The organism is Microcystis aeruginosa NIES-2549 (assembly GCF_000981785.2).
GTDB lineage: Bacteria > Cyanobacteriota > Cyanobacteriia > Cyanobacteriales > Microcystaceae > Microcystis > Microcystis aeruginosa_C.
This window is the reverse complement of the sequence record NZ_CP011304.1, coordinates 2,080,705-2,101,148: the sequence shown is the minus strand read 5'-3', so window position 1 is coordinate 2,101,148 and position 20,444 is coordinate 2,080,705. Positions and strand designations below refer to the sequence as shown.

21 protein-coding genes and 2 pseudogenes are annotated in these 20,444 nt (G+C 43.6%); 12 read left to right on the top strand and 11 right to left on the bottom strand.

The window, feature by feature from the left end:
- Window positions 1-34 precede the first annotated feature (34 nt).
- The 5 genes from myaer_RS10385 to myaer_RS10365 form a co-directional block, all read right to left on the bottom strand.
- Entirely contained in the window at window positions 35-1,693 is a 1,659-nt protein-coding gene (locus myaer_RS10385) for an NAD+ synthase (protein WP_046662030.1), read from the bottom strand.
- Window positions 1,694-1,705: 12 nt separating this feature from the next.
- Complete coding sequence (locus tag myaer_RS10380) at window positions 1,706-2,434, bottom strand: NUDIX hydrolase (RefSeq protein ID WP_046662029.1); 729 nt, start codon at window positions 2,432-2,434, stop codon at window positions 1,706-1,708.
- The gene (locus myaer_RS10375; protein WP_002757316.1) at window positions 2,431-2,997 is read right to left on the bottom strand and encodes a nicotinate-nucleotide adenylyltransferase; all 567 of its coding nucleotides are present in this window, start codon (window positions 2,995-2,997) and stop codon (window positions 2,431-2,433) included. The genes myaer_RS10380 and myaer_RS10375 overlap by 4 nt, the downstream gene beginning before the upstream one ends.
- Before the next feature lie 107 nt (window positions 2,998-3,104).
- The gene (locus myaer_RS10370) at window positions 3,105-3,314 is read right to left on the bottom strand and encodes a hypothetical protein (protein ID WP_046662028.1); all 210 of its coding nucleotides are present in this window, start codon (window positions 3,312-3,314) and stop codon (window positions 3,105-3,107) included.
- A gap of 81 nt (window positions 3,315-3,395) precedes the next feature.
- Window positions 3,396-3,602 (bottom strand): hypothetical protein, encoded by a 207-nt coding sequence (locus tag myaer_RS10365; RefSeq protein WP_002740011.1) that lies wholly within the window; start codon window positions 3,600-3,602, stop codon window positions 3,396-3,398.
- A 230-nt stretch (window positions 3,603-3,832) separates the two neighbouring features.
- Between myaer_RS10365 and myaer_RS10360 the strand changes: the two genes are divergently transcribed.
- On the top strand, window positions 3,833-4,444 hold the full coding sequence (locus tag myaer_RS10360) for a Uma2 family endonuclease (RefSeq protein ID WP_046662027.1): 612 nt from the start codon (window positions 3,833-3,835) through the stop codon (window positions 4,442-4,444).
- A 117-nt stretch (window positions 4,445-4,561) separates the two neighbouring features.
- On the opposite strand, the gene myaer_RS10355 is transcribed toward myaer_RS10360, so the two are convergent.
- Together myaer_RS10355 and myaer_RS10350 are read right to left on the bottom strand one after the other, a co-directional pair.
- A complete protein-coding gene (locus myaer_RS10355) occupies window positions 4,562-4,816 on the bottom strand; it encodes a hypothetical protein (protein ID WP_002776534.1) in 255 nt (84 codons plus the stop codon).
- On the bottom strand, window positions 4,813-6,519 hold the full coding sequence (locus myaer_RS10350; RefSeq protein ID WP_046662026.1) for a potassium channel family protein: 1,707 nt from the start codon (window positions 6,517-6,519) through the stop codon (window positions 4,813-4,815). Before myaer_RS10350 ends, myaer_RS10355 begins: the two co-directional genes overlap by 4 nt.
- A gap of 150 nt (window positions 6,520-6,669) precedes the next feature.
- On the opposite strand from myaer_RS10350, the gene myaer_RS10345 reads away from it, so the two are divergent.
- The 5 genes and pseudogenes from myaer_RS10345 (at window position 6,670) to eno (ending at window position 13,139) form a co-directional block, all read left to right on the top strand.
- Window positions 6,670-7,608, top strand: a complete 939-nt coding sequence (locus myaer_RS10345) for a DUF4351 domain-containing protein (protein ID WP_046662025.1) — start codon at window positions 6,670-6,672, stop codon at window positions 7,606-7,608.
- A gap of 54 nt (window positions 7,609-7,662) precedes the next feature.
- Window positions 7,663-8,560, top strand: a pseudogene (locus tag myaer_RS10340) (DUF4351 domain-containing protein).
- 278 nt (window positions 8,561-8,838) lie between these two features.
- On the top strand, window positions 8,839-10,917 hold the full coding sequence (gene glgX / locus myaer_RS10335; protein ID WP_046662023.1) for a glycogen debranching protein GlgX: 2,079 nt from the start codon (window positions 8,839-8,841) through the stop codon (window positions 10,915-10,917).
- A gap of 115 nt (window positions 10,918-11,032) precedes the next feature.
- Window positions 11,033-11,794 carry a DUF3887 domain-containing protein gene (locus myaer_RS10330; protein ID WP_046662022.1) on the top strand — a complete coding sequence of 254 codons (762 nt, stop codon included), beginning with the start codon at window positions 11,033-11,035 and terminating at the stop codon, window positions 11,792-11,794.
- Between the two features lie 46 nt (window positions 11,795-11,840).
- Window positions 11,841-13,139 carry a phosphopyruvate hydratase gene (eno, locus tag myaer_RS10325; protein ID WP_002802932.1) on the top strand — a complete coding sequence of 433 codons (1,299 nt, stop codon included), beginning with the start codon at window positions 11,841-11,843 and terminating at the stop codon, window positions 13,137-13,139.
- A 296-nt stretch (window positions 13,140-13,435) separates the two neighbouring features.
- On the opposite strand, the pseudogene myaer_RS22475 reads toward eno, so the two are convergent.
- Window positions 13,436-13,546, bottom strand: a pseudogene (locus tag myaer_RS22475) (IS982 family transposase); the annotation flags it as partial.
- A gap of 192 nt (window positions 13,547-13,738) precedes the next feature.
- On the opposite strand from myaer_RS22475, the gene myaer_RS10315 reads away from it, so the two are divergent.
- Window positions 13,739-14,488: an SIMPL domain-containing protein gene (locus myaer_RS10315; protein WP_080949740.1), complete on the top strand. Its 750-nt coding sequence runs from the start codon at window positions 13,739-13,741 to the stop codon at window positions 14,486-14,488.
- Window positions 14,489-15,160: 672 nt separating this feature from the next.
- Here the strand turns inward: myaer_RS10315 and myaer_RS10305 are convergent.
- The gene (locus tag myaer_RS10305; protein WP_046662020.1) at window positions 15,161-15,550 is read right to left on the bottom strand and encodes an AbrB family transcriptional regulator; all 390 of its coding nucleotides are present in this window, start codon (window positions 15,548-15,550) and stop codon (window positions 15,161-15,163) included.
- A 300-nt stretch (window positions 15,551-15,850) separates the two neighbouring features.
- Between myaer_RS10305 and myaer_RS10300 the strand changes: the two genes are divergently transcribed.
- The 3 genes from myaer_RS10300 to cbiB are packed head-to-tail and all read left to right on the top strand — an operon-like array spanning window position 15,851 to window position 17,698.
- Window positions 15,851-16,294 carry an Rrf2 family transcriptional regulator gene (locus tag myaer_RS10300; protein WP_002783777.1) on the top strand — a complete coding sequence of 148 codons (444 nt, stop codon included), beginning with the start codon at window positions 15,851-15,853 and terminating at the stop codon, window positions 16,292-16,294.
- Complete coding sequence (locus myaer_RS10295) at window positions 16,242-16,715, top strand: GFA family protein (protein WP_080949737.1); 474 nt, start codon at window positions 16,242-16,244, stop codon at window positions 16,713-16,715. Before myaer_RS10300 ends, myaer_RS10295 begins: the two co-directional genes overlap by 53 nt.
- Window positions 16,716-16,717: 2 nt before the next feature.
- Window positions 16,718-17,698, top strand: coding sequence for an adenosylcobinamide-phosphate synthase CbiB (gene cbiB, locus myaer_RS10290; protein ID WP_046662019.1), 981 nt, complete (start codon window positions 16,718-16,720; stop codon window positions 17,696-17,698).
- Here the strand turns inward: cbiB and myaer_RS10285 are convergent.
- Together myaer_RS10285 and myaer_RS10280 are read right to left on the bottom strand one after the other, a co-directional pair.
- Window positions 17,669-18,013 (bottom strand): hypothetical protein, encoded by a 345-nt coding sequence (locus myaer_RS10285; RefSeq protein WP_046662018.1) that lies wholly within the window; start codon window positions 18,011-18,013, stop codon window positions 17,669-17,671. The two genes, cbiB and myaer_RS10285, sit on opposite strands and share 30 nt — an antisense overlap.
- 153 nt (window positions 18,014-18,166) lie before the next feature.
- Window positions 18,167-18,835: a lysophospholipid acyltransferase family protein gene (locus tag myaer_RS10280; protein ID WP_046662017.1), complete on the bottom strand. Its 669-nt coding sequence runs from the start codon at window positions 18,833-18,835 to the stop codon at window positions 18,167-18,169.
- 259 nt (window positions 18,836-19,094) lie between these two features.
- Here myaer_RS10280 and myaer_RS10275 point away from each other — a divergent pair, with 259 nt between their 5' ends.
- The gene (locus myaer_RS10275) at window positions 19,095-19,295 is read left to right on the top strand and encodes a hypothetical protein (protein WP_046662016.1); all 201 of its coding nucleotides are present in this window, start codon (window positions 19,095-19,097) and stop codon (window positions 19,293-19,295) included.
- Window positions 19,296-19,506: 211 nt separating this feature from the next.
- Window positions 19,507-20,139 carry a Uma2 family endonuclease gene (locus tag myaer_RS10270; RefSeq protein ID WP_046662015.1) on the top strand — a complete coding sequence of 211 codons (633 nt, stop codon included), beginning with the start codon at window positions 19,507-19,509 and terminating at the stop codon, window positions 20,137-20,139.
- Window positions 20,140-20,444: the final 305 nt, after the last annotated feature.

Sequence of the window (20,444 nt, the reverse complement as noted above, 5' to 3'; positions counted from 1 at the left end):
TTTAATACTGATAACTGATAACTGAAAAACCCCCCTAACCCCAGCGACTAGCGATAGGCATTCGCCAACCAGTGCCAAAAGCGCGATCGCTAATTTTTAGGACCGGGGGAGCTTGTTTGCGCTTAAATTCGGCATTTTTAACTAATTTAATCACTTTCTGCACAATTTCAGCCTCAAAGCCGGCGGCGATAATTTGTTCGGCGGATTGATGGCGATCGATTAATAGTGCTAAAATAGCATCTAAAATCTCGTAGGGAGGTAAAGAATCTTGATCCTTCTGATTGGGTTTTAATTCAGCACTAGGAGCTTTATTAATCACATTAAGGGGAATAATTTCCCCGTGCCGATTTAACCAGCGACAGAGGGAATAAACGCGGGTTTTCGGCACATCAGCAATCACTGCTAAACCACCATTCATATCACCGTAAAGGGTGCAATATCCCACCGCCATTTCTGATTTATTGCCAGTGGATAATAGTAAATGACCGAATTTATTAGAGAGAGCCATTAATAAATTACCGCGAATGCGTGACTGAAGATTTTCTTCGGCAATACCGAAATCAGTCCCAGCGAAAAGACCATCTAAAAGTTGATCATAAGCGGTCATAATTTCTTGAATTGCTAACTTCTCACTTTTGATACCTAAATTATTAACTAAAGCCACTGCATCGCTAATGGAATGGTCGGAACTATAGGGAGAAGGCATCATCACAGCGAGAACATTTTCTTTACCTAATGCGTCGCTGGCAATAGCGGCAACTAAACTGGAATCAATGCCACCACTCAAGCCAAAAATTACCCGTTTAAAACCGCATTTCTGCACATAATCTCGCACTCCTAAGACTAAAGCTCGATAAATTTCCTCATCTTCATCGACGGGTAAAGGATGAATAACTGCGGGTAACAAATCTTGATTAAACTCGATCAATTCTAGGCTAGAAGTAAATGCCTGGGCGCGATAAATCACTTCTCCTTGTCGGTTAAAAGCAACGCTGTCACCATCAAAAATTAAATCATCATTACCTCCCACTTGATTGACATAAACTATCGGTAAATTATATCTAGTGGCACTATGGGATAATAAAGATTCTCGCAATTTTTGCTTACCGACACTGTAGGGAGAAGCGGAAAGATTAACGATTAAATCCACTCCTAAATTAGCTAAATCGGCGATGGGATTAACTGCGTATTGACGTTGACCCCAAAATTGTTCATCATTCCAAACATCTTCACAGATAGTTACACCGATTTTTACATTATTTTCTGTTAGTTGAAAATATTGACTTTCTTTCCCAGAAGCAAAGTAACGATCCTCATCAAAAACATCGTAGGTAGGCAATAAACGTTTAGTAAAAATTTGTTTAATTTCTTGACTTTTTAGCAAAGCTATGCTATTAAATAACGGCTTTTCTCCCCTGACCGTTGCCGAGGGATTTTTTTCGACAAAACCGACTAAGACGGCTAACTTTTCTGGTAATTGTTGGGACAATAATTGCAATTGTCGAGACATTTTCTCCACAAAACCCAGATTTAATAACAAGTCTCTAGGAGGATAACCACAGAGGGATAATTCCGGGGTTAAAAGTAATTCTGCTCCCTGATTAAATGCTGTTTGAGCAGCCTCTAAAATTCTTTGGGCATTTCCTTCGATATCTCCAACAATGGGATTTAATTGAGCGATAGCAATTCTCATATTTTTTCCTATTTAAACAAAAACTAAGGGTTGATCTTTAAAGGGAGCAAAAGCTTTTTCATCAAAGCGATATAAACTAGCAGGACGACCGGCACCACGAGAGACTTTTAAACCCATATCCTTGAGAAATCCTAATTTCAATAGCCGATTTCTGAAGTTAGAATAATCACTAAAATTTTTACCTAAAATTGTCTCATAAAATTGATAAAGATCATTTAAAGTAAATAATTCTGGTAAAACCTCAAAAGCGACGGGACTATATTCTACTTTATTGCGTAATCTTCGCCAGCCATATTCCAAAATTTGACCGTGATTAAAGGCTAAATCTGGCACTTTATCAATCATATACCAAGTGATATTATGATCCCGTTCAGTGATTAATTTTGCTTCTTCAAACCGCACTAAAGCGAAGTAACTCACCGATAGATAACGTTTCCCAAAACTCTCGGACGCTGCTGGGGAATCTCCCTCTGGACTGCCAAAAGTATATAACTGTTCCAGGTAGAGATTATTGACGCTAATTTTCTCGGCTAAAATTCGATAGGCTGCCGTTTCCAGTGACTCCCCATTTCTAACTAAAGTCCCGGGTAAACTCCAGTAATTACTAAAGGGTTCTTCCCGTCTTTTAATCAGAAGCACCAGCAGCCGGTTTAATTGGGTATCAACGGAAAAGATCACGTTATCAACTCCCACTTTAAAATCAGCTAGAGATTTATTAGCTAGGGTCTTTGGCGGTTTCATGCGTAAAGTTTTTGACCTTCGATATAATCTTTAATCGGTGCAGGAACAGCCTGTTTATCGCCTTTTTCTCGATAATCTGTTGAGGATACAGCCGGAGCAAATACATCGGCAATCAGACAATCACCCCCTAATGTTTGCAGTTGTTCAATATCATCTTGGTTAATAGGATAGCCTGGACGGGGAATCACGAGAATTTTGACTTTTTCTAGTAATTCTTGGCTACGATACCAGTGCCTAATTTGTCCAGCTAAATCAGAACCAATGACTAGGGTATATTCCTCCTGTTCTCCCCAAATTGTTTGCGCTTTTTCCACACTAATTAAGCTACGTCGATCGCTTAATTCTCGTCGCAGTTGTATATTATCCCTTGGGGGTTGAATATCCCGGATGAGCAAATTTAACATCCTCAGACGATGTTCGAGACTGGTTTGATGATTTTTAAAGGGATTATCGGCAGCCCAAACTGCAACAATATCGTACTGTTCCGATAACCATTTTAGTATGGCTTGATGACCGGCAGTAGGAGGATCGGCACTGGTTCCAAAAAGGGCAATTTTAAGCATAGGATTCAATTGCTTGCTCACTGAGGGATTAGTTTAAGTCTGCTCAAGCTTGGCAAAGATTAACTTCTCCCCATTATAGTTGATTTTACCAAAATAGGGCAAACCGATCAAATTCCCAGCTTTTCGCAGACTTCCTCTAACTTCATTCCCCCCTGACGACTTTTCGCCGTCAACAGCCTTTCCTTCATCACTTCACTACTTAACAAATAAGCCGTTTCCCGTTCAGACTCAATCTCTCGCCATAGATCAATAGGCACAACAGCAGCGATTGTTTCGCCATTTTCATCGGATAAACATTGAATACTGGCTTGGCTCATTTTTCCAGAACTTTATTGTTTTATTAACTGATGCTCACAAGGCGATCGCTCTTTCTATTCTGATTGAATAAAAAGCGATCGCTAAAAAGAAATTTCTCGGTCGTTTGTCACACAATCCTGAAGATATAAATCAATTAATTCCTGATAAGAAATTCCTTTTTCTTTTGCTTTTTTTTCAAAGAAATCAATGACATCAATCCTTAAAGGTAAAGTGACCTGCCGCTTGAGTTGTTGAGCAAAAGGATTAGGACGACTTTTCATATTAGCGAGATCATACTCTGATTTCATAAACAATAACCTCGATGAGGACAGTATAGTATTTTGTTTAAATTTAACGACTCAATTATAGTACATACAATCAAATTAACGATAGTTTGCTCTTAAAAAATTGTTCTCTCTCACCTCAGAAAAACTGCGATCGCTCTTTCTATTCTGTTTTGATAAAAAGCGATCGCTTCCCCACAATCCCTAAAAAATAACCATAAAATTAATTAATAGAATATCGGAGAAAGACAAAGATGATTATCGCTCAAGAAAAACCAACTATTGCGACAGTCACCAAAACCCCTGTCACTTTGGAAGCATATCGGGCGATCGCTGAAAATTCTCAGGAACGTTATGAATATTGCCATGGAGAAATGATTCTTATGCCTGGAGGAACCGCAACCCACAGCGCGATCGCGATCAATATCTCGGTTTTTTTGGGATTTTTATTGAGAGATAGGGATTTTCGTCTGTATAACAGCGATCTGCGGCTGTGGATTCCTGAATATAATTGTGGAACCTATACCGATCTCATGGTTGTTAACCATGAACCAGAATTTAACGGCGATCGCAAAGACGAAATTCTTAATCCTTTATTTATTGTAGAGGTGCTTTCCCCCGCCACGGAAGCAGATGATCGAGGTGATAAATTTAGAAAATATCGTTCCCTGCCAAGTTTTTGTGAATATCTGCTCGTTAGTCAAACTGAACCCTACATTGAGCAATATTTTAGACTCGCACAGAGCGATCGCTGGCAACTACAAACCTACGATCAACTTAGTCAAATAATCCCTCTGGAGAGTTTAAACGTTGAACTTCCCTTGCTAGAAATTTATCGTCGTGTTAGTTTTGCCGCAGCCTCATAAATCCCTTAATCCGATTAATACCCTTTCTATTTTGTTTGCATAAAAAGCGATCGCTCCACAGTTTAAACTCAAAAAACCGCCATCGACAAAGAAGCGGTAATGAATAGTTCATTAGAACTACTCAGGATAGTTAGGCAGAGAATGATATTGAAAAATGCCAAATATACTGCCGACACTGCCAATACTAAGAATACTGCCAACACTGCCAATACTAAGAATACTGCCAACACTGCCAATACTGAGCATACTGCCGATACTAACCAGACTTAAAATGCTGCTGGCACTAGCGAGACTTAAAATACTGCCAGCACTGCCTAAACTCAAGATACAGCGATAACTAGCTTTGCTCAGATAATTAAGACCAGAAATCATTTTAAATCGGGGAAAGATTGGGGAATAGTTAGGGAAGTATTTTGCCAAACCTGTTGTAAACGCATAGCCGGCATAGTTAGATAAAGAATATCACCTTGATCGAGAGTGATTTCCAGTAATTGCCAACCGTGGATAGTTTGACCTTGTTTTTCTAGGTAAAGTGGCACAAAATCGGCATTCATCGCCGCTTCCTTGATAATTTGACCCATAAAAGGATGATTAGGTGTGATTAATGTAGCCAAAGCAACCCAGAGGAGATCATCGGTCATGCCATTACCGAGAATTCTACCGCCCAAAGCGGCCGCGGCGAAGGAATAGGTAGCTAGATCCCGGGGACATAATACCGTATCAAAATCAAAAACCTCTTGAATCGATCGCCCGAATTGTTCCTGAGAGCAGCGTAAAACTAGATTAATTTTAGGAGCGATCGCTTTAGCAGTGAGGGCAATCTCCACATTAATCATATCCTCGTAAGTCACCACGATCAAAGATTCAGCGTTGTTAATATTAGCGGTTTCTAGGGTAGCCACTAGACGCGCATCCTCGATGATAACGGGGATTCCCCAGGAGCGCACGGAATGCAAAAATCGATTATTGGGGTCTGATTCAATCACCACCACTTCACAGCCTTGCTCGTGTAATTGTCGCACGATCCGGGTGCCGATACCTCCTAAACCACAGATAATGTGATGATTGCGGACGGGAATGCGGGTAGCATCCCAAAACTGCTTAAAGCGACTACCGAGAATAAAATCGTTGAGGAGAGCATAACAGATACCAATAACCCCCGCACCGACAATCATCATGACCACGGTAAAAATTTTGATACTATCGGGGGTAGATTCGGCCACTTTTTCGTTACCTCCGGCACCGGTAATCATCCCGACGGAGAAATAGAGGGAATCGACGAGGGAAATTTTTTGATTAACGCTGAGATAGGTAATGGTAGCAAGGGAAATCATCCCCAGGAGGGAAAGGGTGACAAGAATTACCGGTTGGACATAGTGCTGATAGGGACGGAGATTGAGTAGATTTCTCAGCCACTTTTGCAGTTTAAAACGCTGTTTTGCCTTAATTGTCGGTTTATTGCCGATAATGAGATGATCGCCAGTTTGGAGTTTTTTGCCTAAAAGAACTGCTGAAACCAGATCAATTTCGTCGTGAGCGGGGAGATAATAGATTAACATCCGGGCCGGATCGTCCCAAAGTTCGTAGAGGGGTAATCCCCACCAAGGATGATTTTCCTCGATAATTATCTCTTGAATTGGCCAAAGGCGATCGAATAGCTGTAATTGACCGATAGCTTTATTACCAAGGGCAGCAAAGGAAAAGATCGGAGCCGCTAGGGAAGCAACGCTCATGCTAACGTGAGCAGGGAGGGTTTGATCGAGTCTTTCTCCTAAAGTTTCGTTAAATAGTCGGTTAACTATCCGAATTTTTGGGTTAATTATCCTTGCACGGGTGAGAATTTCCAGATTGAGTGCGTCGTTATCGATGGCCAAAACTAGGGTTTCTGCATCCGGGAGACCAGCTTGCAGGAGAGTCTGAGGAGAGCAGGGATCGCCGATGATAATATCAGACTGGTATTCGCAGACCATTTGGCGATCGCTAATCGCCGCTACTGCCGCAGATTGTTGTTTGAGTAAACAAAAGATTTTATAACCCGTGCGACCTAATCCACAGACGATGATTTGCGGTTTCATTCGTCGAGCGCGTTTTTTGCTGATTAACCTTTCAGTTCTAGCGCAAAAACTAGGAAAAATCTGTAACTAAAGCTGCAATGCTGCTAATTTTTCCAATCAGGCTTTTAAAATGATAAAATAACCCTGATCATCGATTGAATCACCTAAGCCTTGACTCGCTTTCTTTGGGATAAATTTAGTAAAGATTACCTCGAAACTTTTCTTGCTTCTTCTGGTGACGTGAAAACTAGCCTTGACGTGACGGCAGAAACTCAAGAAATCGATGTGTATTTTCGACCGACTTCCCCAGAAATACCGCCCGAATTAGGCCTATTGGGCAAATTAGCTCAAACCCCTTGTTTATTGGAACCCTATCGCAATCCTGTCACGATTGAGGGAATTCTCGCTTGTTTATCTAAACTGTTGACTGTGCGGGAACAATTACAAAGAGAAGCTCACCGTCATCAACAACCCTTATTAGCAGAAAATATCCCTAGACTATGGATACTAACTCCTACTGCCAGTCAAAGAATTATAACTGCTTTTTCCGCTCTCAATCATCCAGATTGGGGAGAAGGGATTTACTTTTTACCTCCAGCATTAACCACAGCCATTATTGTCCTGCATCAATTACCCGAAACCCCTGAAACCCTTTGGTTAAGATTATTAGGCAGAGGAGGAACCAGAAGCAGAGCGATTGATGAATTAGAGGCCTTGTCTTCTAATCATCCCTTTAAATCAGCTTCCTTGAAATTATTATACAATTTGAGTAGGAACTTGCAAGCCTTACCCAAAAGAACCCAGGAGGAGAGGAAATTTATTATGCGTTTAGCCCCTTTATACGAACAAGATAGAGAAAAAGCTATTCAACAAGGAGAAGCTATCGGACTTCAAAAAGGTAGAATCGAAGGGATTCAACAAGGAGAAGCTATCGGACTTCAAAAAGGAGAAGCCAACCTAGTGCTACGCTTACTTAACCGACGTTTTGGTGAACTACCCCCGCATATCACCGAAACTATTCAAAAACTCTCAGTAGAAAAATTAGAAGACTTAGGAGAAGCATTACTAGACTTTGAGACTCAAGCTGACTTAATTAATTGGCTGAACTAATAAATAGGCTTTTAAAATGATAAAATAACCATCATTGATTTAATCACTTCAGCCTTGACTCGCTTTCTTTGGGATAAATTTAGTGAAAGACTACCTCGAAACCTTTCTCTCTTCTTCCGGTGACGTGAAAACTAGCCTTGATGTGACGGCAGAAACTCAAGAAATTAATGTGTATTTTCGGCCGACTTCCCCCAAAATACCGCCCGAATTAGGTTTATTGGGTCGATTAGCTCAAACCCCTTGTCTATTAGAACCCTATCGCAATCCAGTCACGATTGAGGGAATTCTCGCTTGTTTATCTAAACTGTTAACTGTGCGGGAACAATTACAAAGAGAAGCTCACCGTCATCAACAACCCTTATTAGCAGAAAATATTCCTAGACTATGGATACTAACTCCTACGGCCAGTCAAAGAATTATAACTGCTTTTTCCGCTCTCAATCATCCAGATTGGGGAGAAGGAATTTATTTTTTAGCCCCAGCATTAACCACAGCCATTATTGTCCTGCATCAATTACCTGAAACCCCTGAAACCCTTTGGTTAAGATTATTAGGCAGAGGAGGAACCAGAAGCAGAGCGATTGATGAATTAGAGGCCTTGTCTTCTAATCATCCCTTTAAATCAGCTTCCTTGAAATTATTATACAATTTGAGTAGGAACTTGCAAGCCTTACCCAAAAGAACCCAGGAGGAGAGGAAATTTATTATGCGTTTAGCCCCTTTATACGAACAGGATAGAGAAAAAGCTATTCAACTAGGAGAAGCTATCGGACTTCAAAAAGAAGCATCCAAGTTAGTGCTACGTCAACTAAAGCGACGTTTTGGTGAACTTCCCCCGCATATTACCGAAACTATCCAAAAACTCTCAGTAGAAAAATTAGAAGACTTAGGAGAAGCGTTGCTAGACTTTGAGAGTCAAGCTGACTTAATTAATTGGCTTAATCAAGCCTAAAATATTCGGGAAAGGTCATTTAAAACTCCTATATTTTTTTCTTGATTGCTCGGAAAATTGAGAGCTTTATTGAACGGGGCAAGGTCTTAGAAATTAATCACACCATCTCGATTAAAATCCTGGCGTTGCTGATTTGAGTTCTGAGTCTTCTTGGGTGAGATTTTTAAAACCTGCACCCCAACTAACTTTTGGATGCGATACACAGTTAGCATTCATACCTTGATTCAACAACGCCGAATAATCTTATACTAATCCTAATCACTTCTTATCTCTTGACAATGACCTTAAAAACCGATCACGGTAAAAGCCATCCTGTCGGTGCGACTGTATTAGCCGATGGTGTCAACTTCTCACTATTTTCTAAGTATGCCACTGCCATCGAATTATTATTATTTGATGATGCTAATTCTCCCGTACCTAGCCGGACTATTCTCCTCACCCCGCAAACAAACCGCACCTTTTTCTATTGGCATATTTTCGTTCACGGCATTGGAGTCGGTCAAGTGTATGCTTATCGAGTCTATGGTCCGGATAATCCGGCCCAGGGTCATCGCTTCGATCCTGATAAAGTAGTTCTCGATCCCTATGCGAAAGCGATTGTCGGTGCGGAAATTTATGATCGACAAGCTGCCAGCGAAAAAGGCGATAATTGTCATCGAGCTTTGCGGGGTCTGGTAGTGGATACGGGCTGCTATGATTGGGAAGATGACGAACCGCTACGCACTCCCTACTCTGCCAGTTTTATCTACGAAATGCACGTCGGTGGCTTTACTCGTAACCCGAATTCCGGTGTTAGCGAGGAAAAAAGAGGTACTTTTGCGGGATTAATCGAAAAAATACCCTATTTGAAAAACCTAGGCATTACTGCCGTGGAATTGTTACCGATTCATTACTTTGATCCCGCTGCCGCTATGCCGGGGTTAACTAACTATTGGGGTTATAGCACGATCGGCTTTTTTGCGCCCCATGCCGGCTACAGTAGCGATCGCTCACCGCTCGGTCCTTTGAATGAATTTCGCGATCTGGTGAAAGCGTTACACAAAGCGGGGATTGAAGTGATTCTCGATGTAGTTTTCAATCATACCGCCGAGGGGGACGAAATCGGGCCGACTCTTTCCTTGAAAGGTATCGATAATCGCACCTACTACATCCTCGATGCGGTCGATAAAAGCCTCTATAGCAACTATACCGGCTGTGGTAACACCCTCAAGGGCAGTCATCCGATTGTTGGCAAAATGATTCTCGATTGTTTGCGCTATTGGGTGTCGGAAATGCACGTCGATGGTTTTCGCTTTGACCTAGCGGCCGTATTATCGCGCAATGTGGACGGGGAACCGATCCTGCAAAAAGGTTATAACATGATCTGGGCGATCGAATCGGATCCAGTCTTAGCCGGGACAAAATTAATCGCCGAAGCTTGGGACGCGGCAGGATTGTATAGTGTCGGTCAATTTGTCGAATTTGCCGATTGGTTTTCCGAGTGGAATGGTCCTTTTCGCGATGATGTGCGCGCTTTTGTCCGGGGAGATACCGGCATAGTCAGGAAATTAGCGGCGCGGATTTTAGGAAGCCCCGACATATACCACAGACCTGACAACGATGTCAATAGAAGTATAAATTTTGTTACCTGTCACGATGGCTTTACCCTTAACGATCTAGTTTCCTACGACGAGAAACACAACGAGGCTAACGGCGAGAAGAATCGGGACGGTTGCAACGATAATTTTAGCTGGAATTGTGGGATAGAAGGGGAAACCAATAACGAGGCGATTAAAACCCTGCGACTGCAACAAATAAAAAATCTCTTAACGATCCTGTTCATTTCCCAAGGAACACCTATGCTGTTGATGGGAGACGAAGTGCGACGCACCCAAAAGGGCAACAATAACGCCTATTGTCAGGATAACCAGTTAAGTTGGTTCGATTGGAGTGCGGTAGAGCAAGAGTTCGATCTTTGGTGTTTCGTAAGGAGACTGATCGATTTTAATAAAAAATTAGCTCTTTTCCGTCAGGAAAAATTGCTAGAAGTCACCTATACCAGTCTCGAACCCCATCTGAGTTGGCATGGCGTACAGTTGAGTAAACCCGATTGGTCGGAAGATTCCCGCAGTTTAGCTTTTTCCCTGCGTTATCCCAAGGCCAACGAGTATTTACACATTATGCTGAACGCTTACTGGGAATCTCTCAACTTCCAGTTACCCCCCCTATTCCCAGAGGAAAAATGGCATCGCGTCATCGATACTGCTGGGCAATTGTCCGAGGCAGCCTGTGATTTAGATGCCGCCGCCGCTATTGAATCGGAAACCTATCGGGTGCAAGCGCGTTCGGCGGTAGTTTTAATCGTTAAACCAGTATAACAAGGGGAGAGATATTACCCGATCGAGCGATCTTGAATGCTTTAACTAATGAACAATGGCATCAATTCAATCGTCAAGTGAAAAAACGTTATTTATTTGCGGAGCAATAGCTGAAATGATGCAGCTTTCATTAGCTAAACGGGTATCGATTCTGTCTTTGTGTTTAATTGGTTTTACCCTGCCTTTGACCACGTTCAACGTTTCACCAGTACAGGCGAACCTAGAACCGACCGCGATCGCTATTGGTGATCCCGTCCGAGAAGAAAAGCAAGCTCGGCAGTTAGTACAATGGTTGGGAACTAAACAATACGACAAGGTGATTGCAGCCTTGTCACCCCAACTAAAACCCCTCTGGACTGCCGAGAAACTGCAAAAGGTCTGGGAAAGCCAAGTCATTGACCATACCGGACCGTTTAAGCGCATTGTCAAAAGCAAGCTACTCGATGCTATCAATGCCAATCTGGTGATTGTCACCGTTGAATTTGAGAAAATCACTGAAGATGTGGTAATTACCTTTAACCGGTCTGGTCAGGTAATTGCCGCCGATTTTCCCGAATTTCGCAGTATTTCTGAGATTGGTGCTGCTTTTGTCAAGGCTTTGGTCAATAAAGACTACGGCCTGGCCAGAGGTTTTTTACATCCTCTCCTGAAAGCCGAGGTTTTCCCCACCAGAGTGCAAGGTGCTTGGGAGAATTTACTTAAGCGTACCGGCCCCGTGCGTCGGGTCGTGGGAACTCAGGTCAGAAAAGGTGCGGATACGGACGGTGTGGATCTGGTGTTGGTGACGATTCAATTTGAAAAACTGACGGATACTTTAATCCTCGTTTTTGATGATCAAAAGCAGATTGTCAACGTGGATTTCCCTTTAGGCAATTAGTAATCAGCCGCAATGACCGCGTAAATTGAGTTGGAGACGATAAGTTATGTTAGATAAAATCGAAGTTCCCATTGAAGCGATCGCTGCTAGGGAGATTCTAGATTCCCGCGGCCGTCCCACTATCGAAGCGGAAGTGTTGTTAGAATCGGGGGCGATGGGTTTGGCCCAGGTTCCCAGTGGCGCTTCTACGGGCAGTTTTGAAGCCCACGAATTGCGCGATGACGATCCCCAGCGTTACGGTGGTAAGGGTGTCCTGAAAGCGGTTCGCAATGTCCACGAAAAAATTGTCCCGGTTTTGGAGGGGATGAATGCTTTCGACCAAGCTAGTATCGATTTAGCTATGATCGATCGCGATGGCACGGCCAATAAACGAGAATTAGGGGCTAATGCTATCCTAGCCGTCTCTCTGGCTACGGCCAAAGCAGCGGCGGCGGATCTGGGCTTGCCTCTCTATCGTTATCTCGGTGGCCCGATGGCCAATGTGCTACCCGTGCCGATGATGAACGTGATCAATGGTGGTTCTCACGCCGATAATAACGTCGATTTTCAGGAGTTTATGATCTTCCCCATCGGGGCCGATTCTTTTAAGGAAGGTTTGCGTTGGGGGGCGGAAGTATTCGCCGCTTTGGGTAAGGCCTTGCACGAACGCAAATTACTGACCGGTGTGGGCGATGAGGGCGGTTATGCCCCTAATTTGGGTTCAAATCAGGAAGCTTTGGATATTTTAATCGAATCGATCGAACGTGCTGGTTATAAACCGGGGTCGCAGGTGGCTTTGGCTATGGATGTGGCCGCCAGTGAATTCTATAAGGATGGTCAATACATCTACGATGGTTCTTCCCATTCTCCCGCCGAAATGGTGGATTTTTTGGCTAGTTTAGTTGATCGCTATCCGATTATTTCCATTGAAGACGGTTTACACGAGGAAGATTGGGATAACTGGAAATTATTGACCGATAAACTGGGGGCGCGGATTCAGTTGGTGGGCGATGATTTGATGGTGACTAATCCCATCCGTCTGCAAAGAGCGATCGATCTGGGTATTGCTAACTCGATCCTGATTAAACTCAATCAGATCGGTTCTTTGACGGAAACCCTACAAACGATCGCCCTAGCTACCCGTCACGGTTATCGTTCTGTAATTAGTCATCGTTCCGGAGAAACGGAAGACACCACGATCGCGGATCTGGCGGTAGCTACTAATGCCGGACAGATTAAAACTGGTTCTCTCAGTCGCAGTGAACGGGTGGCTAAGTATAATCGCTTATTACGCATCGAAGAAGAATTGGGCGATCGGGCGGTGTACGCGCCGAAAGTCGGCCTGGGTCCAAAATTCTTGGCCTAAAATTGGAAAAAAGTTTGCAGTGATCGAAAAAGGGTGTTATACTAAAAGCACTGATAACTGATAACTGGTCACTGACTATTGTGGTACTTCGCTGAAACCCTTTTCGGCGAAGTATTTATTTTTGGCCTTTTTTTGTACAAAGGTATGATTTTTGGATCAAAGGTGTTATATTAAAGGTACTGATAACTGATAACTGGTCACTGACTATTGTGGTACTTCGCTGGAACCTTTTTCGGCGAAGTATTTATTTAAGCTCAGTTCGGGTTAAACAGAGGGGGATAAAGCCCATTCCATTTTCAAGGAGGGTTTTTCGGCTGGTGACAGTAAGCAATCAAACCGGACAAAACGTTAACGCACAAATTAACAGGATTCCGATGGTGAGATGGTTCAATTCTGGGAATATTCTTGGAATCGGTCAATAATCGTCCCAATGCTCAAGCCGAACTCATAGGGCGTTATCTCCGTCAGCGCTAGGGAGTTTTTGGGTAAGGGAAAGCTTCCCGTCAGATTGCAACCCCTATTGATTTTTGTAAATAATAATGTCAAGGCACTCGCTACTAGCATAGGATGGAAACGTCGGATTTCTAGGATGGGGGATGATGAAAGACAGTTCTATATTCCAACGTTTCCCACAGGTATTCGCGGGTTTATCGATGCTATCGATCGCTCTCGTCTTGAGTTCCTGGATAGCGGCGCGCTCGTTCTTGGAGGTGAAACGGGCGGGCGATGTTTTTGTCGTGACCGGTTCGGCCAAAAGGGCGATTACATCCGATTATCTTCTCTGGCGTTTATCGGTTTCCAGTCAACAACCCAGCGCCCAGGATGCCTACCGCGATCTGATCCGGCAAACCGAGCGGATACGAGCTTATCTCAAAGAAAAACAAGTTCCCGAGGACGCAATCACCACTAACGCGATCGAGACGATGCCGATTCCCGAAGTAACAGCTAACGGTCAGGAAACCGGGCAAATTCTCGCCTATCGTCTCACCCAACGCTTCGAGATCCGAGCGAGCGATGTGGCCCGTTACACGGAACTTTCTAGGCAGGTAACGGAATTGATCGAGGAGGGAATTAGCCTCGTCTCCGAACCCCCCCAATACCTTTACACCCAACTCGATCAACTGCGGGTGGAAATGGTGGCTGCGGCGACCAAGGATGCCAGAGCGAGGGCTGAGGCGATCGCTAGTAGTACCGGCAGTCGGGTGGGAAGGGTGCGCGATGCGAAAACGGGAGTTTTTCAGATCACCTCGCGCAATTCCACTGACGTGAGCGATTCGGGAATTTACGACACTTCCTCGATCGACAAAGATATTACCGCTGTGGTTTCGATAACTTTTGGGATTGACTGAATTACAGTCTTTACCCACGGCTGCATCTAATTTTTGTCAATCTACTCAGTGGGGATTTTTCAAGGGAAACTCTCCGCTAAAATTGGCGGTTATTGGCGATTTTTTCCTCAATCCCGCCGCTGATTAGCTTTTGGAGTGGGATGCTTAGACGCGGCTTCGTGGCATTTGTACTAATTTAAGGATGACTGATCATTGTTGATTGTCGGTATTTTGGCCAAACTGAGATGCCCCCAGAAAGTTCGGACAAGCTAAGAGAAGATTTAATTTCAATCTGAAACTTCAGAAACTGAGCTTGCTATTATCTTTTTGGTTGTCAATCTTTCCCAACTGCTTCGGCTGTTTTTTTAGGCTTTTTTATCTTTCTTGCTTTTTTTGCGAACAAATGAACTAATACTAAATCCGTTGAGTATATGCTACATATCAGGAGAGGCAAGAGGCAGAAGGCAAGAGGCAAAAGGGGGAATAAATAATCAGTTTTTAATAACCGAATTTAGTATAAGACATGAACTCATATTTAATAAAAATTATGTTTATAGAAGTTTAACCCAAGTAAAACTTATCACTTGGGTGACCAATCATTGGCATTTAATAACATGATTCCTGGAGTGCCTTTTTCAGCAGACCCTATCTAATGGCAAGGAGAGAGTTAAACGGCTCTCTCCTTAATTATTGCTATTCGTCGTCGTCGCTGGCGCCAACTTGCTTGAGATGAATATGTTTTCTCCCCAAAGTAATTTCAAATTCATCTCCCGGTTTAAGTCCCATTTTTTTGGTGTAGGCCGAACCGATCAGGAGATTATTATTTGATTGGACACTGATCCGGTAGCTGGCCGAGCGCCCGCCCCGTCCTTGACCATTGGCACTGCTATCTAAGTCAATTCCCTCGGCATCGATTAAAGCATTGAGAAACTTCATCATATTAACACGTTCAATACCATTTTTTGTCATGGTATAGTAGCCGCATTCCCGGGCTTTTTCCTCTTTGCTGAGGTTGCCTAGCTGTTTAACTTTCTCAATTAGTTCGAGGCCAGTCAGGGGTTCTGGATTAGTAGTTTTGTTCATTTAAGTTTGCAGTAGATAAGTAAAGGTTAGGGTCATCAAGGCTAGTCGAGGAGAGTTGCTCCCCCTGACCAGAAACAATCGGGTTACGATTGCTCTCTACACTCATCTTACACGGTATAAACTAAAAATTATCACTTGCTTGAGGAAATTGATTGTAATTGATTACACTCTATCTCTCGATCGAAATCTTAACAGAATTTACCAATGTTGATCGAGATGCTGAGGGAAGGGAGGTTAGCCTTTCTGTCATCAATGAGGGCAGGGGGTAGGATAGAGATAAAGAGGTAAAAATGAGGGATAATGAAGCTAACAACTAGGGGTCACTATAGTGTTAAAGCCTTGCTGGATCTTAGTTTACAACCGAGGGGAACTCCCGTATCGGTAAAATCGATCGCCCTGCGTCAAGATATCCCAGCTGCTTATCTAGAGAAATTGCTGATAGAAATGCGACGAGCGGGGTTAGTTCGTTCCTTTAGGGGGGCGCAAGGGGGTTATCAATTGGCCAGGCCGGCAAATCGTATCTCGTTGGGGCAAATTTTAGAGGCGGTGGGAGAGACGATCGAGCCATTATCAGGCTATCATCCCAGGGACGAACAGGCAGAAGATTGGGTGACATTTACTATCTGGAAACACCTCCATGAGAAATTAAAAGAGGCCCTGGGGAAGATTACCTTAGCCGATTTATACTACGATGCGCGTAGCTGGATCGCCGCTAGGGGAGAGGAAACCAGCTTTATTGTTTAGTAGTTTAGAAGTTATGACAGCAACAACTCAAGCAAAGATTTATGGGGGAGGTTGTCACTGTGGAGCGATCCGTTTTCAAGTGGCGATCGAGCATAATCAAGGTCTAGACTGTAATTGTTCGATTTGTCAGAAAAAAGGCTTTCTGCATCTGATTGTTCCTTCAGCACAATTTACCCTCCTAAGCGGTGAAGATTTCTTAAGTACCTATACATTTAATACCCACACAGCCCAACATTATTTTTGTCGTGTTTGTGGTATTCATCCTTTCTATCGTCCTCGCTCCCATCCTGACGCTATAGATATAAACCTGCGCTGTTTGGATGGCAATGTCTTAGGCGATTTTCAGATCCAGTTCTTTGATGGGGCTAACTGGGAAGACAATATTGAGAAAATTCGGGATATTGATGGTAAAAGGGAGTAATTGTGAAGGAAACGGCAACGGCGATCATTTTAGTATTGGGGGCGGTTTTAGATTATCTGATCGGCGATCCCTGGGGATGGATTCATCCGGTGCAGGTGATGGGGGCGATTATTGCCGTTGCCACAAAAGTTATCCTTAATTGGACGCAGGGAAAAATTCGCCAACGTTTAGCGGGCATAATTCTGGGACTGGGTTTAATTATCTTGACTGGGGCCTTAACTTGGCTAGGAATCCAGTGGTTAGGTCAGGTCAATTTGCTGCTGAGTTACCTAGTACAAATGATTCTCTTGGCTAGTTGTTTAGCCGGCAGAAGTTTACGCAGGGCTGCCGAAACCGTCACCGCAGCTTTACAAGCTGAAAATATCACCCTAGCTCGTTGCCAACTAAGTTTATACGTTGGCCGGGACACAGATAATCTCAGCCAGGAAGAAATCCTCCGCGCCCTATTAGAAACCGTCAGTGAAAATGGTGTAGATGGAGTTACCGCGCCGCTTTTTTATGCCCTTCTCGGTGCTTTTCTGGGGGTGGGACCGGTACCCCTCGCTTGCGCTTATAAAGCCGCTAGTACCCTCGATTCGATGATTGGCTATCGTCGGCCACCCTACACCCATATTGGCTGGTTTAGTGCCAAAAGCGAGGATGTTTTCACATGGCTACCCTGTCGTTTAACGGTTTTAACTCTCGCCCTGATTTCGGGCCGGCCGGGGCGAGTTTTAAGCATTTGTTGGCGCGATGCCCGTCGGGATCCTAGTCCTAATTCTGGTTGGAGTGAATGCGTCTATGGGGCGATTTTGGGGGTGCAATTGGGGGGGAAAAATCAATATCGGGGCCAGATTGTGGAAAAACCTTTATTAGGCGATAACCTCAACCCGATTACCGTTAAAACCGTCGAACAGGCTTTGCATTTAACTCGTACTTGTGTATTACTCTGGTTGGCGATCGCTGTTAGCTGCCTAATTGCTAGAGATTTTGCTCAATTTTAGCGACCAGAGGCGACGGGGTTGACGGGGTTGACGCTGCCAGTAACGGATAATCAGGGAGAAGGTCAAGAATAGGGATTGCAGTATCTGTATCTGTCCGCAGAGGCGTTGATAGTTTTGTCGGAGATAATAGGTTTTCGCCCCGGCGATGATAATATATTCTGGAGCGGGGTAAAAAATGTGGTGTAAACGTCGTTCCACCCGGTTTAAAATTTTGGTCACTCGCCCTAAAATCCGCCGCAATTGCCACAATTTCCAGACTAGAAAGCAATTAAATAAAGTTAAGCCTAGATTGAAGCCGAGGACAAAAAAGAACATGGTCGAGGCGATGGTCGAGTTATGCCAATTTTAGCCTAGATTCCCGACTTGAAAGTGTCGGGGAAAGAAATCTAAGACTAAATCCGTTGAGTAACACACAGAAAACGGGTTTCTCCGAGAAACCCGTTTTCTACTCATGCAAAAGGCAAAGATTTAGCGTCCGAGGGCGTGTAATCCGTTAATAATTTCGGCACAGCGCTCGGTAACTGCCTGTAAAGCCTCTCTTTTGCTAGAAATCGGTGGCGGCAGCACTTCTCCGATGCGAATAGTTAAGGGGATACTATGGGGAAAAGAAGAACCTTTTTGAAAAATCTTTTCTGTCCCCCACAAACTGACGGGTAACAGGGGAACTCCCGCTTTAGCGGCAATCATCGCCGCGCCTAGTTTTGGTTGATGGATCAATCCGTCCTCGGTGCGGGTTCCCTCCAGAAACACTCCCACTGCCCAGCCCGCTGCTAATGCTCCCATCGCCGCCCGAATGGCTCCGCGATCACCACTGCCGCGTTTGACGGGATAGGCCCCATAAAGAGCGATCGCCTGTTTTAAAATCGGGATGGTGAATAATTCCTCTTTAGCCATATAAGCTACGGGACGACGCACGGCACAGGATAATAGGGGTGGATCGAAGTAACTGGCGTGATTGCAGACGATAATCAGAGGATGACGACGGGGGACATTTTCCACTCCGTAAACGCGACCGCGAAAATAGCCGTGTAGGGTGGGGCTAACGAACGACCATTTAAAGAGATGATATAAAACTAAACTGGCAAAAGGTTCTCGCTCTTGAGGCTGGTTCATGACTGACAACTGTTCCCTAGACATGGAAAAGCCCTTGGGAGTCTTGCCGTGTTTCGACCCCAAGGACTTTGCTTTCTTCTCACTCCTCACACAATTAAAATCTATAGCAATTTATGGGTTAGGGAAAGGTTAAGGGTGCCGCTTTCTTAACTGGCATAATTACTCACCTAGGGTTGAGAGCGGCAAAAGGATTAGCAAGATGTGTAATTAATTTTGCTGAGGTACTTAAAAAAAGTTAGGTTAAAATATAAAAGACAAATCTCGTCATAAAAAGAGAATTTTTATGGAAAAACAGGTAAATTGTGCTGTAGATTGCCTAAATGGTTGTATTTTAGGCGATCAATGCCCCAATCAAGCCCATGCCGCCGAAGCAGCCAAATTTATTGCCGAAACTTCTTTGGAAAAGATGCTAGAAATGGCCGAAGCCGCTAGACTGAAAAAACTGACGCAACCGACCCAATGGATTATTCCCGATGATTTCTAGGGTTTGATAAGGGAAGGGAAAACGGGTAAGAAGGTGGCTGTACCTGATTACTCTCAATAGCACCATATCAGTTTTTTCCACTGTTAACCGATAAATGTTCACTGTTCACTGAATAAAAGTCAGAGCCTTGGCACAGGCAAAGCAATCCGAAATTCCTGTATTAATGACAGTGATATCCTAAAATGGAAGCATTAGATTTCTATTTTCACCTATGACTGTAACAGTAATTGCGCCACCGGCTGAAATAATTAACTTATCAGGAATTAGTTGGGAAACCTACGAAACACTGCTAGAAGAATTAAACAATCGCCGCCTCCGGCTCACTTACAATCGTGGTACATTAGAAATCATGGCTCCTTCTCCAGAACATGAACTTAGTAAAGAAGTTCTCGGCCGTTTTGTGGAAACTCTCGCAGAAGAATTAGCGGTTCAAATATATCCTCTTGGCTCTACTACTTTCAAACGACCGGAAATAAGTGGTGCTGAACCTGATAAGTGTTTCTATATCTACAATATTGATGCGGTTCGCGGTAAAAAGCGACTGGATTTGAATGAAGATCCCCCACCAGATTTGGTGCTAGAAATTGATGTCACTAGCAGTTCTCAAAATCGCCTCCAGGTTTATGCAGATTTAGGCGTCAGAGAAGTTTGGATTTATAATGGGGAATTTTTGGCGATTCAACAGTTAGAGAATGGTACTTACATTACCTCCCAATCGAGTCAATTTTTTGCCAATTTACCCATTCTAGAGATTGCTATATTTTTACAACAAGCTGGTCAAAAAGATTACCTAGAATTAGTGAAAGAATTTCGTAATTGGGTGAGAAGTCAGACAGAGAAATAGAAGGTTATTCTATTTCTCTCAACACTTCATCAAGGGAGTAGGTTTCATTATAGCGCTTTTCACGTTACTGAGGTATCGACAAGTTTTGCCAACAAAGGGTTTAAGCCCCTTGCCCATACCTCATTCTGATGAAAACTGCTATATCAACTTTAGAGCATTGCTGGACGGAGAGGGAGCTTGCGGAATTTTCTACAGTGTAAGTTCGGAAGAACCGTAGTGAACAGTACGAGGAACTCAGAAAACCGTAGGATCGAGAGAGAAAACGGGTTTCTTAAAGAGTAAAGAGTTATCTTGAATAGAATTGA

Bases quoted from the DNA above. Each gene is read 5' to 3' on its own strand.
- myaer_RS10385 (WP_046662030.1), bottom strand. From the start codon at position 1,693: ATGAGAATTGCTATCGCTCAATTAAATCCCATTGTTGGAGATATCGAA.
- myaer_RS10380 (WP_046662029.1), bottom strand. From the start codon at position 2,434: ATGAAACCGCCAAAGACCCTAGCTAATAAATCTCTAGCTGATTTTAAA.
- myaer_RS10375 (WP_002757316.1), bottom strand. From the start codon at position 2,997: ATGCTTAAAATTGCCCTTTTTGGAACCAGTGCCGATCCTCCTACTGCC.
- myaer_RS10370 (WP_046662028.1), bottom strand. From the start codon at position 3,314: ATGAGCCAAGCCAGTATTCAATGTTTATCCGATGAAAATGGCGAAACA.
- myaer_RS10365 (WP_002740011.1), bottom strand. From the start codon at position 3,602: ATGAAATCAGAGTATGATCTCGCTAATATGAAAAGTCGTCCTAATCCT.
- myaer_RS10360 (WP_046662027.1), top strand. From the start codon at position 3,833: ATGATTATCGCTCAAGAAAAACCAACTATTGCGACAGTCACCAAAACC.
- myaer_RS10355 (WP_002776534.1), bottom strand. From the start codon at position 4,816: ATGATTTCTGGTCTTAATTATCTGAGCAAAGCTAGTTATCGCTGTATC.
- myaer_RS10350 (WP_046662026.1), bottom strand. From the start codon at position 6,519: ATGAAACCGCAAATCATCGTCTGTGGATTAGGTCGCACGGGTTATAAA.
- glgX (WP_046662023.1), top strand. From the start codon at position 8,839: ATGACCTTAAAAACCGATCACGGTAAAAGCCATCCTGTCGGTGCGACT.
- myaer_RS10330 (WP_046662022.1), top strand. From the start codon at position 11,033: ATGATGCAGCTTTCATTAGCTAAACGGGTATCGATTCTGTCTTTGTGT.
- eno (WP_002802932.1), top strand. From the start codon at position 11,841: ATGTTAGATAAAATCGAAGTTCCCATTGAAGCGATCGCTGCTAGGGAG.
- myaer_RS10315 (WP_080949740.1), top strand. From the start codon at position 13,739: ATGAAAGACAGTTCTATATTCCAACGTTTCCCACAGGTATTCGCGGGT.
- myaer_RS10305 (WP_046662020.1), bottom strand. From the start codon at position 15,550: ATGAACAAAACTACTAATCCAGAACCCCTGACTGGCCTCGAACTAATT.
- myaer_RS10300 (WP_002783777.1), top strand. From the start codon at position 15,851: ATGAAGCTAACAACTAGGGGTCACTATAGTGTTAAAGCCTTGCTGGAT.
- myaer_RS10295 (WP_080949737.1), top strand. From the start codon at position 16,242: ATGCGCGTAGCTGGATCGCCGCTAGGGGAGAGGAAACCAGCTTTATTG.
- myaer_RS10285 (WP_046662018.1), bottom strand. From the start codon at position 18,013: ATGTTCTTTTTTGTCCTCGGCTTCAATCTAGGCTTAACTTTATTTAAT.
- myaer_RS10280 (WP_046662017.1), bottom strand. From the start codon at position 18,835: ATGTCTAGGGAACAGTTGTCAGTCATGAACCAGCCTCAAGAGCGAGAA.
- myaer_RS10275 (WP_046662016.1), top strand. From the start codon at position 19,095: ATGGAAAAACAGGTAAATTGTGCTGTAGATTGCCTAAATGGTTGTATT.
- myaer_RS10270 (WP_046662015.1), top strand. From the start codon at position 19,507: ATGACTGTAACAGTAATTGCGCCACCGGCTGAAATAATTAACTTATCA.